This window comes from Streptomyces spororaveus (assembly GCF_016755875.1).
Taxonomy (GTDB): Bacteria; Actinomycetota; Actinomycetes; order Streptomycetales; family Streptomycetaceae; genus Streptomyces; species Streptomyces spororaveus.
Genome location: NZ_BNED01000005.1, coordinates 561,182 through 580,743 on the forward strand (window position 1 = coordinate 561,182; position 19,562 = coordinate 580,743).

Here is a 19,562-nt window from a genome sequence, read left to right on the forward strand (position 1 = left end):
CCGCAAACCGGCCGGTACGCGTGCGCGGCGAAAGAGCGGAGCGCTCCGGGATCCCCCGGGCCGCAGTGCGTCCTGCCTGGCTTGATGCCCCGGGTTTTGCCTGGTAGGCCCCGGTGCGGAGCCCGGCACGACGGCCGGCGGCCGGGCGATCGGGAAGGAACGGTGCGGGCGGCGGGCGGCGGCCGCCAGAGCGCTGTGCCCGCATTACGTGGATACCCTGTGAAGTGTGATCGAGTCTGGACGGCCGCGGGTACGCCGGCGCCCCGGCCCGGGACGACTTGTGCGGCTGTCGCCGGTCTTCCTGACCGTGGTCATCGCCAGCCTGGCGTACGCCACTCCGCCGGAGATGGCCTTCAGCCGCCTCCTGCCCGCGGCCCCGGCCCTGGCCGCTGCCATGTGGCCGGTGCTTCCGACCGTCCTGCTCGGAACGGTCTGCCTCTGCCTGATGATCGGCCTCGGCTTCGTCTTCCCCGACCTGGGAACGTGGTGGACGGCCGCGGGGATCATCGCGGTCACCGTGGCCGCCGCGTACGGAAGCCATCTCCGGCTCCAGCGCGAGCGCACCCTCTTCCAGGTACGGCTCGTCGCCGACGCGGCGCAGCAAGTGGTCCTCAGCCCCATGCCCCGCCGCTTCGGCGCGATCGAGATCGAGTCGCTGTACCTCGCGGCCGCAGCCGAGGCCCGCATCGGCGGGGACTTCTACGAAGTGGTCGACACCCCGTACGGGGTCAGGCTGCTCATCGGTGACGTACGGGGCAAAGGGCTCCCGGCGGTGGGGGCCGCCGCGGCGATCGTCAACGCCTTCCGGGAGGCCGCCTACGACGAGACCGACATGGTCGAGGTCGCCCGCCGGATGGATGCCAGCAGCACCCGTTACAACGCCGCGTTCCCACCCGAGGGGCCGATGGAACGTTTCGCCACCGCCCTGCTCGTCCAGATCCCGCACGAGGGCAGACGCATCGACATCCTCAACTGCGGACACCCCCCGCCACTGCTCCTGAACCGCGGGGAACTGCACATCCTTGAGTCCGTCACCCCCTCACCGCTGCTCAGCCTCGCCGAGCTGATCGGCGACCACTACAGCGTCGACACCTTCGACTTCGCCTCCGACGACCTGCTGCTCCTCTACACCGACGGGATCGCCGAAGCCCGCGCCCGCGACGGCGAGTTCTTCCCGCTGGCGGCCTGGATGGGCCGGCAGCCCCCGACACCGCCCCGCGAACTGCTCGCGGCCCTTCACCGCGACCTGCTCCGCCACAGCAAAGGCAGCCTGGACGACGACATCGCCGCCCTCGCCATACGCCGGCGCGGCCCCTGAGACCGCCGGCGCGGGCGGGCGGCCTACTCTGGGACCCCGTGAACCGAACCGACAGACTCTACGCACTGGTCGAGGAGCTTCGGGCGGTGGCGCCCCGGCCGCGCAGCGCCCGGTGGCTCGCCGGACGCTTCGAGGTCAGCGCCCGTACGATCGAACGGGACCTCCGGGCCCTGCAGGACGGCGGGGTGCCGGTCTACGCCGAACCGGGCCGGACCGGCGGCTACGTACTGGACCGCAGCCGCAGCCTGCCGCCGCTGGCCATCACCGCCGCGGAGGCGACAGCACTGGCCGCCGGCCTGCACGCGCTGGCCGGTACCCCCTTCACCGAGGCCGCCCGCTCCGCGCTGCACAAGGTGCTCGCCGTCATGCCGCCCCCGGAACGCGACCGCGCCGCCGCCTTCGCCTCGCAGGTCCAGCTGGTCGGCACCGGGACGCCGGGTCCGCCCGCGGTGCCGCGGGTGCTTCAGGACGCCCTGACCGACGGCCTCGTGGTCCGGCTGCGGTACGCGGACCGCCACGGCGCCGCCACCGACCGGCTGGTCGAGCCCCTGGGCTTCCTGGGCGGCGAGCACTGGTACCTGATCGCGTGGTGCCGGCTCCGCGACGCACCGCGCGGCTTCCGCTTCGACCGGGTGCTGGAGGCCCGGTCACTGCCGGAGCGGGCGCCGCGCCGCGAGGTGGACATCGCCCAACTGGACGTGCTCGGGAGGGAGCTGACAGGGCTGGCCGGGTTGGGCGGCGCGGACCGGGCGGACCGAGTGTGACCGTAAACACCGACAGGACGGTGTCGCGGGAGGCCGGGAGTCTGGGTGACAGCAGAAGCACCGCAACGGAATCGAGGACTTCCCATGACCACCGACATCGCGACGAACGCCGCCCGCACCACCGGCTTCCGGTCCCTGGCCTCCACCCTGTTCGAGCAGTGGACGGCGCTCTGGAACGGTGAGACGGACCTCGCCGCGCGGATCGTCACCCCGGGCTTCCGGATCTCCCTGGCCAACGCCGTCGAGTCCGCCGCCACCGACGACCTGCGCGGTCCGCGGGACCTGGCCCGCTTCGTCGCCGACCACCGCGCGTCGATCCCCGGCCTGCACTACCGCCTCGACGGCGAGCCGGTCGTGGACGAGGCGACCGGCCGGATCACGTGCCGGTGGACCGTGACGTTCCCGGACGCCTCGGGGACCCCGGTGGCCAAGAGCGGCATCGACGTGCTGGCCGTGACCGACGGGCGCATCCGGGAGGTGTGGTCGGTGACCGGCCTGCGCGTCTTCGCCTCCGCCGGCTGAGGTTCAGGGCCACTCGACGGGCTGGACAACGGTTTCCCCGAGCACCTTCAGGAAGGCTTCGACCGGGGCGGGGACCGGTGGTGCGCCGTAGACGACGGCGTCGACGAAGCGGTGTTCGTCCGGTAGGCGGTCGATCCGCACACCGGGGTGGCGGTGAGCGCGCAGGGCGAGGCCGGGCAGCGTGGTGACACCGAGACCGGCGGCCACGAGCGCCTGGGCCGCGACGTAGTCGTCGGTCTCGAAGCCGATCGCGGGAGTGAAGCCACGCTTCTCGCACGCCGACAGGAGGTGCGTGCGGCACCGCTCGCAACCGGCGATCCACCGTTGTCCGCGATAGGTGCCGAGGTCGGCGCGCGGACCCGGCCAGGACGTACCGTCGCGGCTGACGACGTACACCGGCTCGTGCAGGATCGAGGTCGCCGTGTGGCCCGGGCGGCCACCGGGCGGGCCGTCACCGTGGTGGAAGGTGAAGGCGACATCGACCTCGCCGCGCCGCAGGGCCGCCAGGGCTTCCGGCGGTTCCGCCTCGGTCAGGGCCAGTTCGATGTCGGGATGCCGGACGCCGAAGGCGGCGCTCACCGTCGGTACGAGCGTGGCCAGCGCGGAGGGGAACGCCGCGAGGCGCACCCGCCCGGCGCCGAGCCCCGCATGGGCGGCCAGTTCGGTCCGGGCCGAATCGATACGGCCGAGGATCTCCTCCGCGCGATCGGCCAGCAGGCGGCCGGCCTCGGTCAGCCGGATGCCCCGGCCCGCCCGCTGGACGAGCGGTACGCCGGCCTCGGCCTCGAGCCTGGCGAGGTGATGGCTGACCGACGGCTGCGCGTAGTGCAGTGCGGTGGCGGCGGCCGTCACCGAACCCTCGCGGGCGATGGCGGCGAACACACGGAGTCGGTTCTCGTCGAACATTCATCGATGATATCGATGGGTTCATCAGAATCCGGCATTTGTCCTATGGATCGGCCCCTGCGCAGCATGAGGGCATGCACCTTCCCACGATCTCCGACGTCCTTCGCGCGCGCCGTCTACAGAGCGCGCACCTGTCCCCGACCCCCCTGCTCTCCTATCCGGCCCTCGACGCCACCGTCGGCGCCGGCATCCGGGTGCTGGTCAAACACGAGAACCTGCAGCCGACCGGCGCCCTCAAGGTCCGCGGGGGTGTCACCCTGCTGGCCTCGATGGATCCGGACGAGCGGGCACGGGGTGTCCTCTCGTACTCCACCGGCAACCACGCGCAGTCCCTCGCCTACGCCGCGGCGCTCTTCCGCGTCCCGTGCACCATCGTCATGCCGGAGAACGCGAACCCTCTCAAGGCCGCGGCCGTGCGGCGTCTCGGCGCCGAACTGGTCCAATCCGGCGCGGACTTCGAAGCGGCCCGCCGCCACGCCGAGCAGCTCGCGCCCCGGCGCGGGATGCGCCTGGTCAGTGCGGCGAACGAGCCGGCGCTGATCGCGGGCGTGGCCACCGCGTATCTGGAGGTCTTCGAGCAGGAGCCGGACCTCGACGCGGTCGTCGTGCCCGTCGGCGGCGGCAGCGGCGCCGCCGCCGCCGGCCTGGTGGCCGCGGCGATCAGTCCGGGCTGCCGCGTGATCGCGGTGCAGTCCCGCCTGTCCCCCGCCGCGCACGACTCCTGGCGCGCGGGCCGCTGTGTCGAGCGTCCGAACACCACCGCGGCGGAGGGACTGGCCACCGGATCGGGCTTCGAGCTGACGCAGTATCTGTTCCGGGAGCACCTCGCGGACTTCCGGCTGGTCGACGACGTGGACATCCAGTGGGCCCAGTGGCTGCTCATGCGCGATGCCCGAACGGTGGCCGAGGCGGCCGCGGCCGCACCGCTGGCCGCGCTCCTCGCGGCGCGTGACGACCTCGCGGGACAGCGGGTGGCGATCGTGTGCACGGGCGGGAACGCCGGCGAAGCCGAACTGCGGGACTGCCTCTCCGCCGCACCCGCGGGGGGATGAACGGCTCCGCGCCGTGGCCGGGCCCGGGCCGCCCGACCTGCGCCGGGCCGCCGGGCCGCCGGGCCGCCGGGCGATGTGCCGTCACGCGGGGCTCGCCGATACTGATCTTCATGCATGCCAACGTCACCGCCACCACCCTGGAACGCGTCGCCGGTCACCGGATCCGTTTCGACGCCCGGTTCGAGCAGTACTTCGACGGCATCGGCGAGCGGTTCGACGTCCCGGTGCCCAGCCGGTACGTCCCCCGCTGCCTCGAACTCCTGCGTGAGTTCTCGATGCGCGGCGGCAAGCGGCTGCGGGTCGTCCTGCTGTACGAGGCGGCCCGGCTGGTCACCACCGACGAGGTGCCGGGGCTCGCGGAGGCGGCGCTGAGCATCGAGCTGCTCCAGACGCACGGGCTCGTCCACGACGACATCATCGACGACGCGCCCCTGCGCCGCGGCGGCCCCTCGACGTACTACGCCTACCTCCGGGAGTTCCCGGGCCAGGACGCAACGGCGCTCGGGCTCTCGATACTCGCGGGCGACCTCGCCGCCTTCCTGTCCACCCAGGTGCTGCTGGAGGCCGATGCTCCCGCCGAGCTCCGCCAGGCGCTGCTCGGCGTGCACACGCGCATCGCGGCGGAGACCGTCGCCGGGCAGATCGCGGACCTGGAGCGGGACTCCCACCCCCTCCCCGACGAGGAACTCCTGCACACCGTCACCGACTTCAAGAGCGCGCGGTACTCGATCCTCGCACCGCTGACGATGGGCCTGCTGGCCGCGGGCGAGGACCCGGGGCCGCACCGCGCCCGGCTGCACCGCTACGCACGGCTGGTGGGCGTGTCCGAGCAGATGCGCGACGACTTCCTCGACCTGTTCGGCCCGTACGGCGACGGCCCGGCGGCCGAGATGAAGTCCACCGGCGCCGACATCCGCTCGGGCCGCCGCACCTACGCCGTCCGCGCGGTCCTGGCCGCCGCGAGCGGGTCGGACGCGCGCCTGGTCGAAGCGGCGCTCGGCGATCCCGGCTGCTCGGACGAGACCCTGGGCCGGATCAGGGAGATCGCCCGCAGCGCCGGCGTGGACCGGCGGCTCAGGGCGGAGATACGGCGGCACGCGGAGGCGGCCGCCGCCGAGGCCACGTCCTGGCAGCCGTACTGGCGCGCGGAGGCCGTGGACTTCTTCCGGGGCCTGCCGATGTGGAACGTGGACCGGATGTCCTGAGGGCGGCCGGCGCGGGCCGTCACAGGACACCGGCACCGAGACCGGCACCGGCACCGGCACGGGCACCGGCACCGGCGGTGTCGTCCGTGCCCGCGTCGAAGCCCTTGCCGAGCAGCCGGACGGCCAGCGTCACCTCCCAGGCGAATACGGGGAGCGCCGCGAGCGACCCCGCCACCGAGACCTGCTCGTAGGCCCCGAACAGCACGGCGGTCGCCGAGGCGCAGATCATCGCCCCGCCGACCAGCCCCAGGACGGACAGGGAACGCGGTACGAGCCGCGAGGTGTACATCAGGCCCGCCAGGACCAGGGTGTTGGCCCCGAGGACGAAGTTCGGCCCGAACAGGAACGTCCAGTCGTGGAACGCCACCAGGGCCTGGCCGGCCGTGACCAGGGAAGCCCCGTCGGTGCTCGTCCCGCCCTCGGCCCGCCTCCTCAGCGTCACGACCGACAGCACGCAGACGATGCCGATGACGATGACGGCGGCCTCCAGCAGACGCCCGCAGACGTAGGCGACGGCGGCGCCCTCGTTCCGCCTCCGCAGCACCGGGTACAGCGCGGCCCCCGTGCCCGTGACCGCCAGTGCGAGCACCAACTCGCACAGCGCCCCCAGGAACACCTGGGTGTCGGCCCCCGGTCCGAGGACGTAGCCGGTGTCGTGCAGGACGGGTCGGTAGAGCGCGAGCCCGCCCATCGCGGCGATCTCCGTGACGAGGAACAGCACCCCGGCGACGATCGCGGTTCTCCTGGTCGAGCTCATACGGAACAACCCCTCCCTTACGGGTGTACGGCGTACACCTGATGGTTGGCGCTCACCCTAGGTGTACGCCGTACACTCGTCAAGGCGGGAGGAGTGCCGCCCCCGCCCGCCCCGGGAACCGAACACATCGAGGGAGAGGCCCACATGCCCGAGCAGCCGCAGGAACGACGCCGGACCCCCCTGAGCCGGGACCGGGTGCTGCGCGCCGCCGTGGCCTTCGCCGACGGCGCCGGGATCGAGGCGCTGAGCATGCGCGGACTCGCCCAGGAACTGGGCGTCGTACCGATGGCGCTCTACAAGCACGTGGCCAACAAGGAAGAGCTCCTGGACGGCATGGTCGAAGTCGTCGTCGCGGGCATCGAGCGCCAGGTCCCCGGAGCCGACTGGAGGAGCGCGGTCCGCGCGCGGATCCTCGGCGCGCGCCGCGCCCTGCTCACGCACGCCTGGGCCGCTCCGGTGATCAGGTCGCGCACCAGCCCGACGCCTGCCGTGCTCGCGTATCTCGACTCGGTGATCGGAACGTTCCGGGCCGGCGGCTTCTCGACCGACCTCACCCACCACGTGATGCACGCCCTCGGCAGCCGGGTGCTGGGCTTCACGGAGGAGCTGTTCGACGCCCCGGCGGGGAGCGCGCCGCAGGACGAGCGGGAGCAGGCGGCCGCGCACGAGGCGATGGCCGGACGCTATCCCCATGTCACCGAACTGGCCCGGGCGGTGGCGCACGACCGGCGGTCGGTCGTCGGCCAGGGGTGCGACGACCAGTTCGAGTTCGAGTTCGCGCTGGACCTGCTCCTGGACGGATTCGAACGGCTCCACGGGCAGGGCTGGACGTCCACACCCTGAGCCGGCCGACGGCCCCCGCGGAGCCCGGGTCAACACCGGGTGCCCGTGATCATCCCTGCGGGGCGGGTCGGATCCCGCCGGGTGAAGCGGCCGCGCGCGGACCGGCCGTGCCCCGTGGATCCGGGCCGCGCGGGCGTCCCGCCGCCCATCGGCGCTGCTCCACGAGGAGTCCACCGCCCTCGGACGGGCCCCGGAGCGCACGGAAACGATCACATTCGGTGCCACCATGCCAGCGCACACAGCGGGTACGGGCGGGCTCGGCCGCGAGGCCGGTGCGCAGGGACGAGAGGTACGGAAAGTGGCGCCTCGGGTGGTCGAGAAAACGGACGGGCAGCTCCCCGCACGGGAAGGGCCGGACACCGTCGGCGAAGAGCCGGGGCCGGCCCACGCGGTCTCCCCGGACTCCGCGGTCTCCCCGGGCTCCGCGGCCGCCCCGGCGAGTGAGCGGACCGAGCCGAGTGGGCGGACCGCGCCGGCCGAGCGGACCGACGCCGAGCTCCTCATCGCCGCGTCGGTCCTGCTCGCGGACGCGGCCCTGACGGCCAGGCAGTCGGGGGCCGAGCTCACGGGAGCCCTGTTCAGCTGGCGCTTCGGCCTGGAGGCGATGCGCCGCCCCGGCTGGGCGCTCGGCACGGCGGTGGCCTGCGCCCAGGCCCTCACCCGCCCGTCGGGGCTCGGGTTCGGCGCCAACGGCGGCCTCGTCGGCGAACTGGCCCGGATGGCCGGGAACATGGCCTACCTGCGCCCCGCCAAGGTGGCCATGGCCGTGGACGCCTTCGCGCTGCGCATCAAGGCCGCCGCCGCCGAGCACCCCCACCTGGACGCGCCGTCCGCCCGGCGCGTCACCGACGCGGTGGTGGCGGGCAGGCGCCTGGAGGCGCTGCGGGCCATGGGAGCGCTGGTCGAACTGCTGGGCGTGACCCGCGCCCTGACCACGATCAGCCCGGTGATCATGGAGCTGCTGGCCCTGCTCGGGATGCTCGACGAGAACCCGGTCAACGACGACTTCTCCTGGGTGACGCTCGCGGGCGGGGTGCCGACCACCGACCCCTTCCTCGGACTGCCGAGTTCCGTGCTGCGGTTCCTCAACCCCGGCCCGGGCCGCGCCGAGCGCGCCGAGCCGGACCCGATCCTGTCCAAGGTCCTCGCCACCTCGCACAACGACATCGTCAGCTACGTGAACGACATCGGGGCCCTGGGCAACCACGGCCTGGTGCTGCTGCGCCGCGTCGCCTGCGCCGACGGCGCCGTCCGGCACGTCCTGCTGCTGCCGGGGACCAGCTTCGGGCTGCTGAGCAACAGCACCCCGCAGGACGTGGTCGGCGCCTTCGACGGCCTGCTGCGCACGGACACGACGTACACGCGCGCCGCGAAGAAGCTGCTGCTGCGCGCCGCGGTCCCGCCGGGGTCGGAACTCATGATCGTCGGGCACAGCCTGGGCGGGCTCACCGCGATGAACCTCGCGACCGACGTGGAGGTGTCGTCCACGTACCGGGTCACCCACGTGATCACGCTCGGTTCCCCGATCGACGGCAAGCGGCCCGCCGACCACACCACGCAGGTGATCAGCCTCGTCAACAAGCACGACGTGATCGCGATGCTGGACGGCCGCGGACCGGCCTCGCCCCACGACCTGCCCGAGAGCTGGGTCGAACTGGCCTGGCTGGACGAGTCGTACGACTACCCGCTGTCGCACGCCCCGCAGGCGTACTCCGACACCCTGCGCGGGGAGCTGACGCACTACCGGGAGCAGGTCAACAAGCTGATCAGCGCCTACGACGGTGAAGTCGTCGGCAACCAGCCGTACATGCTCCGCGACAAGTGACCACGAGGGAGACCGACCGATGACCACTGCCGACAGCCCGGCCACGGCGGCGCGACGTCCCGCGACGGCCTGGGCCCTGGAGAACGCCGTGTTCAGCGCGGCCATGGTCGCCCGGCGGCTGCCGTGGACGGACGCCCCGGCCCGCGCCCTGGGACTGGACGCGCTGACCCGGGACGGGGTGACGCGCCGGCTGCTCGCGCACCTGCGCCGCACCCGGTCCGGGCGCCCGGTCGAACTGAGCACCCCCTACGGCTCCTTCCTGGTGCCGCTGACCTCCGGCGACACCGAAGGGCTGCTCACCCGGGCCGACGAGGCGGGAGCCCTCGGTCCCGCGTCCGGGCTCACGGCGGGCGGACGGCGGTACGGGCTGTCGGCCCACGTGCCGCTGGACCGGGAGGCCGCGGTCGCCCCGGCCGCCGCCCCGGAGGCGCAGGAAGCCCTGGACGCCCTGCTGGCCGAGGACGTGGACGGGGCGATCGCGGCCCGCCGCGGGGACGGCACGCTGGAGTGGCACGAGTGGTGCCGCGGCATGCTGCGGCTGAGCCGCCGAGTGGTGGCGGGCGCCGGGGCCGCCCCGGACACCCTGCTGAGCGAGGTGACCGCGGTCGCGACGGCGGCCGCGGGCGAGCGGTCCTACGAGTCCGGGTACGCGGCGCTGCGCCGTCGGCTGGAGTTGCACCTGGCCGACCCGGATCCCGATGCCCTGGCCGGGCGGCTGATGGAGCGGGGCGCCGGTCCGGACGCGGCCGCACCGGCTCTGGCGCACGCCCTCGCGCTGGTCTCCGAGGCCGCGGCCGGTACCGCGCTCCAGGCGCTGGCCCTCCTCGCGGTGGGCGCCGCCGTGTCCCCCCGGGACGCCGTGGGCGAGGCGCTGCGCCGGTATCCGCCGGTGGCCGCCGCCGTCTATCCGGTGCGGGTGCCGTTCGTCTGGGAGGACCTGGCGATCGGGGCGGGGACCGAGATCCTGCGGGCACCGGCCTGGCTGCGCGGTCCGGGCGACACGGGCGGTCCGGACCTGGACCCGGGCCCCCTGGCCCTGTGCGGATCCCCGGCGGGGTGCGGGGCGGCGCGGTTCGCGGCGCTCGTCGCCGAAGGGGTCGTACGGGTCGTCACCGCGCGGGTCCGCCCGGTGCTGATCGCACCGGGGTTCACGGCCGACCGGCTGCCGGACGTGCTCGACCCGCGGACGCTGCTCGTGGCGCTGCAGGACATCCAGGATCCCGTGGACGGCGAGGACCACGACGGCCCCGACGGCCGTCACGGCCGGGCGGGCGACGGGCGGGTGACGGTCGGCACGGCGACGGCCGTGCCGGTCTCGGCGTACGGCTACGCCCCGGCGTCGTACGGCGCGCTGGCCCACGCCAGCGCCGACCGGCTGGAGCGGCACGCGGAGTCGCTCGCGGCCTGTGCCGACCACGGCGGCTGGAACCGGGACGAGGCGGGCGAGCGCTTCCGGATGGTCCTGCTCGGGCACGCGGAACGGTGCGCGAGGGCCGCCGAGGACGTCCGCCGGGCCGCCCGGCGGCTGGCGCGCTGAGGTGGACGGTCACATGAGGACGTCGGTCCTGGCGGGCCTGGGCGCCTACGTGCCGCCGCGGGCCCTGACCAACGCCGAGCTGTGCGGGCGGCGGCCGCTGGGCGACGAGTGGATCCGCGAGCGCATCGGCGTGGCCAGTCGGCGCATCGCCGACGGCGAGGCCACCGTCGACCTGGCCGTACGGGCGGGCCGGCACGCGCTGACGGCCGCCGGGGCGTCCGGGGCCGACGCGGTCCTGCTGGCGACGACCTCCCCGGACCGGCTGCTCCCGGCCGGGGCCCCGGAGGTCGCGGCACGGCTGGGGCTGGGCACCGTACCGGCGTTCGACCTGGCGGCGGGCTGCAGCGGGTTCCTGTACGGCCTCTGCGTGGCGTCCGCGATGATCACCGGCGGGACCTGCGACAGCGTGCTCGTGGTCGGCTCGGACGTGTTCAGCGCCTTCCTCGATCCACAGGACTGGCTGATGTCCGCGATCTTCGGCGACGGGGCGGGCGCGGTGCTGCTCCGCGCGGGCGCGGCCGGCACCGCCGGCGGCCCCGGCGTGTTCGGGCCGTTCGACCTGGGCAGCGACGGATCGCAGGCCGACCTCCTGGAGGTCCCCGGCGGTGGCTCGCGGGCCCGGAAGCGGCGGTCGGCGGAGCGGGACGGGGAGGAGGCCTCGCCGTACTTCCGGATGGACGGGCCCGCCGTGCTCAAGCAGGCGGTCGTCGGCATGTGCGATTCGCTGACGCGGGCCCTCGACCGGGCGGGGTGGTCGCTCGGCGAGCTGGACGTGGTGGTCGCCCACCAGGCGAACCAGCGCATCCTGGACGGCATCACCGACGAGCTGGGACTGGCTCCCGGGCAGGTGCTGTCGCACATCGGGACGTACGGGAACACGGCGGCCGCCTCGGTTCCGGTACTGCTGGCCCAGGCGGCCGCCGCCGGAAAGCTGGTACCCGGGCAGCGGGTGGCGCTCACCGCGTTCGGGGCCGGGCTGGCCTGGGGCTCGACCACCCTGGTCTGGCCCGGGGTGCGGGCGGTGACCGAGGGCGACGGCTGAACCGCCGGCCGGCCCGGTCACCGCGGCGGCGCTACCAGAAGGGGGTGTCCCGCTTGCGCCGTTCCCGGTCCACCAGGGTCTGCACCGCTGTCTGCGACTCGGCGCACAGCCGCCGGGCCGCGGCGGAGCGGCCGGCGAAGGACTCGGGCCGGGGCGGTGCGGGGATCGGCTCGCCGATGGTGACGAGCCATTTCGAGGGCAGCGGGAAGACCGTGGTGACCGGGAAGCAGGGGAGGCCGAGGAAACGCGCCAGGGCCGGGATCTCCCCCATCCGGGGACAGGCCTCCTCGGCTCCGATGACGGACACCGGTACGACCGGGGCTCCGGCCCGGACCGCGGTGACCGCGAATCCGGGACTGAAGGGGCGGAGCCGGTAGCGCTTGCGAAAGGGCTTCTCCAGCCCGGAGATTCCTTCCGGGAACACTCCGACGAGTTCACCGGCGTTCAGGTGTTCCAGTCCCAGCAGCGGATCGAGCGGAATCGCGCCGTTTTTGCGCGCGTACGAGCCGATCACCGGGAAACGGAATACCAGCGGGGCGGCGGGGATGTGCAAGGGACGCCGGAGGCTGCGCGCGAAGACCTTCTGGAGGACGAAGGCGTCGAGGCCCCAGGCGCCCGAGTGATTCGCTACGACCACCGCGGGCCCGTCCGCCGGAATGTTCTCCAGCCCCAGCACGTCCAGCCGGAACCAGTCGTCGACCAGCCAGTCGAGGAGCTGGTCCCAGGCGTTCTCCCCGGCATCCCCGAGCAGCCGCTTCACGTTCCTGAGTTCGGCGCCGGCCGCCCCGAGCACCTCGATCACATCAGTCAAACTTTCCGACACAAATGATCCCCACTCTCATCTTTCGAATCATCAGGAAGCCGATGTGGAACTGGTTTTGCGTAAATACCCTGTCGTGATAGGTATTTGAGCGCGAGAACGCCCCACATCGGGGCATCACTTCTTCGCCCCACTCCATCCCCGGCTTTTGCGCCACCATGCTGCAATGGCCTCGATACCGCAAATGAGAGCCCCTTGTGACCACTTCCGCGCCGGAATCCGTCCTCGACGTGATCAGTGAACTGCTCGTCGAGAGGTTCGAAGTCCCCTCCGACGAGGTACGGCCGGACGCGCTCATGCGCGACCTGCTGACCGACTCGCTCATGGTCGTCGAGATGGCCATCACCGTGCACGAGGTGCTGGGCGTCAAGGTCGGCGAGGACGAGCTGCGCGACGCGACCCTCGCCGGGTTCGCCGCGTCCGTCGAGGCGCGGCGGACGGACCGTTGAGCCGTCGCCGCGAGGCCGTCGTGACCGGGCTCGGCCTGGTCACGGCGGCCGGCTGCGACCGGGACGGCACCTGGTCGGCCGTCCGCGCGGGCCGCTCCACCGCGTCGCCCGACCCCGCCCTGGAGGGTCTGCCCGTCACCCTCAGCTGCCGCGTCCCGGAGCTCGACCACCCGGTGCTGCGCCGGCGCGGCGGGGCCCGGCTGGATCCGGTCGCCCGCTTCGGCCTGGCCGCCGTGGCGCAGGCCCTCGACCAGGCCGGGCTCGATCCGCGGGACTGGGACGGCAGCCGGGTGGCCGTCGTGACCGGCGGCGGCTTCGGCGGGGCGCGTACGCAGGAGACCGCGCAGGCCCGACTGGCAGAGCACGGACCGGAGTTCGTCTCGCCGTACTTCCTCACCGGCTATCTGACCAACATGATGTGCGCCAACATCGCCCTGCACTTCGGGGTGACCGGTCCGGCCCTGTTCACCTCCACCGCCTGCGCCTCGGGCACCACGGCCCTCGGCCTCGCCCGGGACCTCCTCGCGACCGGACAGTGCGACATCGCGATCGTCTGCGGCTCGGAGGCGGGCGTGACCCGGCTGAACGTGACCGGATTCGCCCAGTTGGGCGCCCTGTCCGATACGGGGTCACGGCCCTTCGACGGTACCCGGGACGGTTTCGTCATCGCCGAGGGCGCCGGCGCGCTGGTCCTGGAACGCCCCGGCCACGCCGCGGCCCGGGCGGCCCGCCCCCTCGCCCGCCTCATCGGCTACGCGGCCACCACCGACGCCCATCACCTGGTGGCCCCGCATCCGGAGGGGCGCGGCGCCGAACAGGCCGTCCGCGCCGCCCTCGTGGACGCGGATCTGGGCCCCGGGGACGTCGGCCACGTCAACGCGCACGGCACGTCGACCCGGCAGAACGACGACATCGAGGCCGCCGTCCTACGGCGGGTCCTGCCGCACCGGCCGCCCGTCACCTCGGCGAAGGGCACCCTCGGGCACACGCTCGGGGCGGCGGGCGTCATCGAGGCGGCCCTGACCGTCCTTGCCCTGGCCGAGGGCACCGTGCCGCCGACCGCGGGGCTGCGCGCGACCGGAACCGGCATGGACATCGACGTCGTCGGCGGGACGGCCAGGAACCACCCGTCGTCGGTCGCCATCAGCAACTCCTTCGGGTTCGGCGGTCACAACGCCGTGGCGGTCCTCGCCCGCGCCTGACCGGAGCCGCGCTCCTGGTCCCGGCGGCCATGGCGGTGGTCAGCCGGGCGTTCGAGCACGCTCAGCGGTCGGCACCCTTCGGCACCCTGTCGTCCTTCCCCGGCGTCGGCCTCGCCGCGGGGCCCATCCTGCAGGCCGCCCGTGGCGTCCGCGGCGGCCTCCGCGGCGGCCTCCGCGCCGCCGCGTTCGCGGGCATTCGGGTGGCGGCCCGCCGTGTCGGGCCGCCCGCTCCGGCGCGGTTCGCCATCCTGGGCCGGGCGCGGCAGCGCGATCGCCGCCGCCCTCCCCACCGGCGACAAGGAGTACGGCATGCCGACGGACGCGGTCGGGCGTTTCCTCGCGGCTCTGGGACCGGAGCGACGGGAGGCCGTCACCGGCAGACCGCAGGAGGAGCAGGAGCGGCTCGCGGCCGCCTGGGAGCAGGAGCTGGCCTCGGACGACGAGCTCGACACGCTCGACGAACTGTCACCACCCGCGGCCGAGGCGGAGGCGGCCCGTCGCGTCCTGGAGCGCGACGCGTGAGATGACCTCGCGGGGCGGTCCGGACCGGCGGCCACCGGCCGCCGTACCCGGGCGCCGGTCCGGACGTGTCAGAGGCCGGGGGTGCCGGAGCCGGACGTATCCGAACCCGGAGTGTCGAGCGGCCGCAGGAAGCGGCGCTCGTACCGCTTGATGCAGCGGGTCTCGCGGGCCAGGTCGAAGGCGGCCTGGCACTCCGGGTCGGTCTGGCTGTCCGTGCGGTACCGCTCGTACGCGGCGAATCCGGGGAAGGAGAAGAGGGCGTAGGCGATGTCGCTGTCGCCCTCGCTCGGCAGGAAGTAGCCGTGGTGCGTGCCTCCGAACCGGTTGACCAGCCGGACCCAACGGCGGCCGTACTCCTCGAAGTCCGCCAGCTTGTCGACGTCGATCTCGTACTTCAGATGAATGGTGATCACCTCCCCATCATGCCGGGCCCCCACGGCCCCACGGCTTTCCCCCCGGGCCCGAGGCAATCGACGCCTTCGGGGAGGGGAGCGGGCCGAATCCTCGTACGCTGCGGGAACTGGGACTGAAGCAGCGGCAGGGGGGATTCGCATGTCCATGCGCAAGGGCGCCAACGTACCGGTGCCGAGTGCCACGGTCCGGGTGGAGCTGGGCTGGCGAGGAGGTCCCGGAGCACCGGACGTGGACGTGTCGGCCCTGCTGCTGACGGCCGGCGGCAAGGTGCGGTCGGACGACGACTTCGTGTTCTACAACCAGCCCGTGCACCCCAGTGGCGCCGTGCGCCACGAGGGCCGGCGCGAGGACGGCACGGAGGTGCTCGAAACGATCGGGGTGACGCTGTCCGGGGTGGAGGAGGAGATCGGGACCGTGGTGCTCGCGGCTTCCACGGACGGCACGTTCGGTCAGGTGTCCGGCCTCTTCATACGGGTGCTGGACGCGCGGAGCGGCGCCGAGACGGCGCGGTTCGAGGCGACGGACGCGACGTCGGAGACCGCGTTCGTGCTCGGGGAGCTGTACCGGCGGGCCGGCGCGTGGAAGTTCCGGGCCGTGGGCCAGGGATACGCCTCCGGGCTGGCCGGGCTCGCCACCGACTTCGGGATCACGGTCGACGATCCGGCCCCGGCCCCGGCCGCCCCGGCCCGGCCGGCGGCCGCTCCCGTGCCCGCACCCGCTCCCGTGCCCGCTCCCACCCCGCCGGTGCGGCTGTCGAAGATCACCTTGACGAAGGCCGCCCCCGCGGTGTCGCTGACCAAGCAGGGGGCCACCTCGGGGGGCATGCGGGTCAATCTGACGTGGAGCGCCGCCGCGCCGCCGCGCGGCTGGATGCGCAAGGGCGAGGGCGCCGTCCGACTGGAGGACATCGACCTCGACCTGTCCTGCCTGTGGGAGCTGCGGAACGGCACGCGGGGGATCGTCCACCCCATCGACAACCAGTTCGGCTCGTTCCACCAGCCGCCCTACGTCCAGCTGGACCACGACGACCGGACCGGTGCCAGCGAGGCCGGCGAGAATCTCATGATCAACCTTGATCACGCGGCCGAGATCGAGCGCCTGCTGGTCTTCGTGGTCATCTACGCCGGGGCCACCAGCTTCGCCGGGCTCCAAGGGGTCGCCACCCTCCATCCGCCCGCCGGTCCGCCGATCGAGGTGCGCCTGGACGAGTGCACCGTCCCGTCGCCGGTGGCGGCGATCGCGCTGATCGAGAACGTGGGCGGCGAGCTGATCGTCCGGCGGGAGGCGAAGTACCTCCTGCCGGCGCCCGGCGTCTTCAAGCAGCAGGCGGCGGACATCGAGTACGGCTGGGGCATGAGCTGGCAGTCGGCGAGCAAGGACTGACCCACCGACCCCCTTCCGCCGCTTTGTGACTCGTGCGTACTGCACACCCCGTCGGTGACAGCCGCGACTGTCGCGGCTCCCGGGCCGCGTGACAGCGTGGACACGTCACCGACCGAGGGAGCAGGAGTGAACAAGGGGTACGCCGCCTTCTGCGACGCCGACCGCTGGTTCTACGACGCGCCGTACCGGCGGACCGAGGAGAACTACCCGGCCGCGCTCGCCCCCGTACCGGCGGGGTGGCGGACACACCGCAGCGGGGACTGGCTGGCGCTGAGGCCCGTCGACGCCCGGCTTCCCTCCCAGGGCTGGAAGATCCACGTCTCGGCGTGCCTGGACAACGCCGAGTCCGTCCTCGAACGGGTCCGCGCGTACTGCCTGGAGCGCCGGATCGCGTTCAAGTTCGTGCCGAGCCGGTATCTGCTGCACCTGCGCAACGCGAAGTACACCGACCGCGCGGCGAGCGGCAAGTTCCTCACCGTGTACCCGGCGGACGAGGCGCAGTGCCGGCGGATCGCCGAGGAGCTCGACGTGCTGCTGGCCGGGGAGCCCGGTCCGTACATCCTGAGCGACCTGCGCTGGAACGACGGGCCCGTGCACCTGCGTTACGGCAGTTTCACGCTGCGGCACTGCTACGACGACCGCGGCGAGCTCGTCCCGGCGATCGAGAACCCGGACGGCCGGCTCGTGCCGGACCCGCGAGGTCCGGTGTTCCAGCCGCCCGAGTGGGTCGGGTTGCCCGCGTTCCTCGCGCCCCATCTGGCCCGGCGGGCCGCCGTCACGCTGGAAGGCCTTCCGTACACGGTCGAACGGGCGCTGCACTTCTCCAACGGCGGCGGTGTCTACGCCGGCCGCGACGTGCGCACCGGCGAGCCGGTCGTCCTCAAGGAAGCCCGCCCCTTCGCGGGGCTCGCGGCCGACGGCGCGGACGCCGTGACCCGGCTGCACCGCGAACGCAGGGCCCTGGAGCGGTTGGCCGGGCTGGACTGCGTACCCGCGGTCCACGGCACCTTCACGGTCGGGGACCACCACTTCCTGGTGATGCAGTACTTGGAGGGCAAGCCCCTCAACACCTACTTCGCCCGCCGGCACCCGCTGATCGAGGCGGACCCCGATCCCGCGGAGCTCGCCGAGTACACCCGGTGGGCGCTGGAGGTCCACCGGGGGGTGACGCAGGCCGTGGAGGCGGTGCACGCCCGTGGCATCGTCTTCAACGACCTGCACCTGTTCAACATCATGGTCGCGGAGGACGAGCGGACCGGTGGGGCGTCGGTCGCGCTGCTCGACTTCGAGGCCGCCGCCCACGTGGACGAGGGGCTCCGCCAGACCGTCGCGAACCCGGCGTTCGTCGCCCCGGCCGGTCTGCGCGGTTTCGCCGTCGACCGGTACGCCCTGGCCTGCCTGCGACTGGCCCTGTTCCTGCCGCTGACCAGCCTGCTGGTGCTGGACCGGGCCAAGGCGGCGCACCTGGCCGACATCGCCGCCGAGCAGTTCCCCGTGCCCCGCGAGTTCCTCGACGAGGCCGTACGCGAGATCCTCGCGGCGTCCGGTCCCGGTCCCGGCCCTGATCCGGGGCCCGGTCCGGGCCCGCGTACCGGCGCTCGCGCGGTCGTCCCCCGCACCCGCCCCTACCTGCCGGTCGAGCCCGGCGACCGGGAGGCCGCCTGTGCCTCGATGACGGCGGCGATCCGGGCGAGCGCCACCTTCGACCGCGAGGACCGCCTCTTCCCCGGGGACCCGGCCCAGTTCGCGACCGCCGGCGGCGGAACCGCGTTCGGCCACGGAGCGGCCGGTGTGCTGTACGCGCTCGCCGAGACCGGCGCCGCCCCCTGGCCCGAGGCCGAGGAATGGCTGCTGGACCGGACGAAGGAACCGGCCTCCGGCATGCCGCTGGGCTTCTACGACGGCCTCGCCGGTCTGGCCTGGACCCTGGAACGGCTCGGCCACCGCGACCGCGCGCTCGCCCTCGCCGAACGACTGCTGGACCAGCCCTGGCAGTCGGCCGGACCTGATCTGCACAGCGGTCTCGCCGGCATCGGCCTGGCCCTGGACTCCCTGGGCTCGGCCACCGGCGAGGGCGAACTGCGCACCGCCGCCCTGCGCTGCGCCGACCTCCTCGCCGGGACGGCGACCACGTCCGGCCCGAAGCGGGCCGGTCTGCTCCACGGTCACAGCGGCCCCGCGCTGCTCCATCTGCGGCTCTACGAACGCACCCGCGACCAGGAGTTCCTGATCCGGGCCGGCCGGGCCCTGCACCGCGATCTCGACCACTGCGTGACCAGCGCGTTCGGCACCCTTCAGGTCGACGAGGGCTGGCGCACGATGCCCTACCTCGGGGGCGGCAGCGTAGGGATCGGCGCGGTGCTGGACGACTGGCTGGAGCACGCGCGGGACGACCGCTTCGAACGTGCCCGGCCGGAGATCGTCCGTGCCGCGCAGGCGACCTTCTACGCCCAGCCCGGCCTGTTCCGCGGCGCGGCCGGCATGATCCTCCACCTGGCGCGGACCACGACGCCCGGCCCGGGCTCCGCCCCCGCGGACATCGCCCGGCAGGTGGAGGCCCTGGCCCGGCACGCGCTCCCCTACCGCGGCTTCCTGGCCTTCCCCGGCGAGCAGATGATGCGCCTGTCCATGGACCTGTCCACGGGCACGGCCGGCGCGCTCCTCGCCCTCGGCAGCACGGCGCCCGACGGGCGCGCGCACCTGCCGTTCCTCCCGCCGCCGCGGTCGGCCGCGGCGGCCCCAGAGCCGGTCCCCGTCACGGGGGCCGTGACCCATCGGAACACCACAGTGAAGAGGATACGGACATGACGCTTCTCGACCTGCAGTCGATGGAGACCCCCAAGGAAGAGACCACCGAGGCGGCGCATGGTGGCGGAAGCCGCGCCAGCCTGCTCCTCTGCGGCGACAGCAGCCTGAGCATCACGACCTGTAACTGATCGGGGATCAGGTCCTCAGGGCCCGGGCGGTTCGCCGCCCGGGCCCGCAACACACCCTTGGAGCC

At 73.7% G+C, this 19,562-nt stretch carries 19 protein-coding genes; 15 read left to right on the forward strand and 4 right to left on the reverse strand.

What is annotated here, in order from left to right; translation table 11 throughout:
* Positions 1-226: 226 nt before the first annotated feature.
* From Sspor_RS05205 to Sspor_RS05215, 3 genes are all read left to right on the forward strand, one after another.
* Positions 227-1,318, forward strand: a complete 1,092-nt coding sequence (locus tag Sspor_RS05205; protein ID WP_202197983.1) for a PP2C family protein-serine/threonine phosphatase — start codon at positions 227-229, stop codon at positions 1,316-1,318.
* A 38-nt stretch (positions 1,319-1,356) separates the two neighbouring features.
* A complete protein-coding gene (locus Sspor_RS05210) occupies positions 1,357-2,082 on the forward strand; it encodes a helix-turn-helix transcriptional regulator (RefSeq protein ID WP_202197984.1) in 726 nt (241 codons plus the stop codon).
* 84 nt (positions 2,083-2,166) lie between these two features.
* A complete protein-coding gene (locus Sspor_RS05215) occupies positions 2,167-2,604 on the forward strand; it encodes a nuclear transport factor 2 family protein (RefSeq protein ID WP_202197985.1) in 438 nt (145 codons plus the stop codon).
* Positions 2,605-2,607: 3 nt separating this feature from the next.
* Here the strand turns inward: Sspor_RS05215 and Sspor_RS05220 are convergent, their stop codons facing one another.
* Positions 2,608-3,510 (reverse strand): LysR family transcriptional regulator, encoded by a 903-nt coding sequence (locus tag Sspor_RS05220; protein WP_202197986.1) that lies wholly within the window; start codon positions 3,508-3,510, stop codon positions 2,608-2,610.
* A 74-nt stretch (positions 3,511-3,584) separates the two neighbouring features.
* Between Sspor_RS05220 and Sspor_RS05225 the strand changes: the two genes are divergently transcribed.
* Together Sspor_RS05225 and Sspor_RS05230 are read left to right on the forward strand one after the other, a co-directional pair.
* On the forward strand, positions 3,585-4,562 hold the full coding sequence (locus tag Sspor_RS05225) for a threonine ammonia-lyase (protein WP_202197987.1): 978 nt from the start codon (positions 3,585-3,587) through the stop codon (positions 4,560-4,562).
* A gap of 110 nt (positions 4,563-4,672) precedes the next feature.
* Positions 4,673-5,767, forward strand: coding sequence for a polyprenyl synthetase family protein (locus Sspor_RS05230; protein ID WP_202197988.1), 1,095 nt, complete (start codon positions 4,673-4,675; stop codon positions 5,765-5,767).
* Between the two features lie 19 nt (positions 5,768-5,786).
* Here Sspor_RS05230 and Sspor_RS05235 read toward each other — a convergent pair whose 3' ends face one another.
* Entirely contained in the window at positions 5,787-6,524 is a 738-nt protein-coding gene (locus tag Sspor_RS05235) for a DUF4386 domain-containing protein (RefSeq protein ID WP_202197989.1), read from the reverse strand.
* Between the two features lie 144 nt (positions 6,525-6,668).
* On the opposite strand from Sspor_RS05235, the gene Sspor_RS05240 reads away from it, so the two are divergent.
* The 4 genes from Sspor_RS05240 (at position 6,669) to Sspor_RS05255 (ending at position 11,771) form a co-directional block, all read left to right on the forward strand.
* A complete protein-coding gene (locus Sspor_RS05240) occupies positions 6,669-7,367 on the forward strand; it encodes a TetR/AcrR family transcriptional regulator (RefSeq protein WP_202197990.1) in 699 nt (232 codons plus the stop codon).
* A gap of 226 nt (positions 7,368-7,593) precedes the next feature.
* Complete coding sequence (locus Sspor_RS05245; protein ID WP_202197991.1) at positions 7,594-9,192, forward strand: lipase family protein; 1,599 nt, start codon at positions 7,594-7,596, stop codon at positions 9,190-9,192.
* A gap of 19 nt (positions 9,193-9,211) precedes the next feature.
* Entirely contained in the window at positions 9,212-10,729 is a 1,518-nt protein-coding gene (locus Sspor_RS05250) for a hypothetical protein (RefSeq protein WP_202197992.1), read from the forward strand.
* A gap of 13 nt (positions 10,730-10,742) precedes the next feature.
* Entirely contained in the window at positions 10,743-11,771 is a 1,029-nt protein-coding gene (locus Sspor_RS05255; protein WP_202197993.1) for a beta-ketoacyl-ACP synthase 3, read from the forward strand.
* Positions 11,772-11,802: 31 nt separating this feature from the next.
* On the opposite strand, the gene Sspor_RS05260 is transcribed toward Sspor_RS05255, so the two are convergent.
* Positions 11,803-12,573, reverse strand: coding sequence for a lysophospholipid acyltransferase family protein (locus Sspor_RS05260; protein ID WP_237404260.1), 771 nt, complete (start codon positions 12,571-12,573; stop codon positions 11,803-11,805).
* Between the two features lie 215 nt (positions 12,574-12,788).
* On the opposite strand from Sspor_RS05260, the gene Sspor_RS05265 reads away from it, so the two are divergent.
* The 3 genes from Sspor_RS05265 to Sspor_RS05275 all read left to right on the forward strand — a co-directional run bounded on the left by Sspor_RS05265 (position 12,789) and on the right by Sspor_RS05275 (position 14,764).
* Positions 12,789-13,040, forward strand: coding sequence for an acyl carrier protein (locus tag Sspor_RS05265; protein WP_202197995.1), 252 nt, complete (start codon positions 12,789-12,791; stop codon positions 13,038-13,040).
* A complete protein-coding gene (locus tag Sspor_RS05270; protein WP_202197996.1) occupies positions 13,037-14,242 on the forward strand; it encodes a beta-ketoacyl-[acyl-carrier-protein] synthase family protein in 1,206 nt (401 codons plus the stop codon). Before Sspor_RS05265 ends, Sspor_RS05270 begins: the two co-directional genes overlap by 4 nt.
* A 309-nt stretch (positions 14,243-14,551) precedes the next feature.
* On the forward strand, positions 14,552-14,764 hold the full coding sequence (locus Sspor_RS05275; protein WP_202197997.1) for a hypothetical protein: 213 nt from the start codon (positions 14,552-14,554) through the stop codon (positions 14,762-14,764).
* A 68-nt stretch (positions 14,765-14,832) separates the two neighbouring features.
* Here the strand turns inward: Sspor_RS05275 and Sspor_RS05280 are convergent, their stop codons facing one another.
* The gene (locus Sspor_RS05280) at positions 14,833-15,177 is read right to left on the reverse strand and encodes an NIPSNAP family protein (protein ID WP_202197998.1); all 345 of its coding nucleotides are present in this window, start codon (positions 15,175-15,177) and stop codon (positions 14,833-14,835) included.
* A gap of 139 nt (positions 15,178-15,316) precedes the next feature.
* On the opposite strand from Sspor_RS05280, the gene Sspor_RS05285 reads away from it, so the two are divergent.
* The 3 genes from Sspor_RS05285 (at position 15,317) to Sspor_RS05295 (ending at position 19,497) form a co-directional block, all read left to right on the forward strand.
* Entirely contained in the window at positions 15,317-16,561 is a 1,245-nt protein-coding gene (locus Sspor_RS05285; RefSeq protein ID WP_202197999.1) for a TerD family protein, read from the forward strand.
* 126 nt (positions 16,562-16,687) lie between these two features.
* A complete protein-coding gene (gene lanKC / locus Sspor_RS05290) occupies positions 16,688-19,369 on the forward strand; it encodes a class III lanthionine synthetase LanKC (protein WP_202198000.1) in 2,682 nt (893 codons plus the stop codon).
* Complete coding sequence (locus Sspor_RS05295; protein ID WP_202198001.1) at positions 19,366-19,497, forward strand: SapB/AmfS family lanthipeptide; 132 nt, start codon at positions 19,366-19,368, stop codon at positions 19,495-19,497. The genes lanKC and Sspor_RS05295 overlap by 4 nt, the downstream gene beginning before the upstream one ends.
* Positions 19,498-19,562 lie beyond the last annotated feature (65 nt).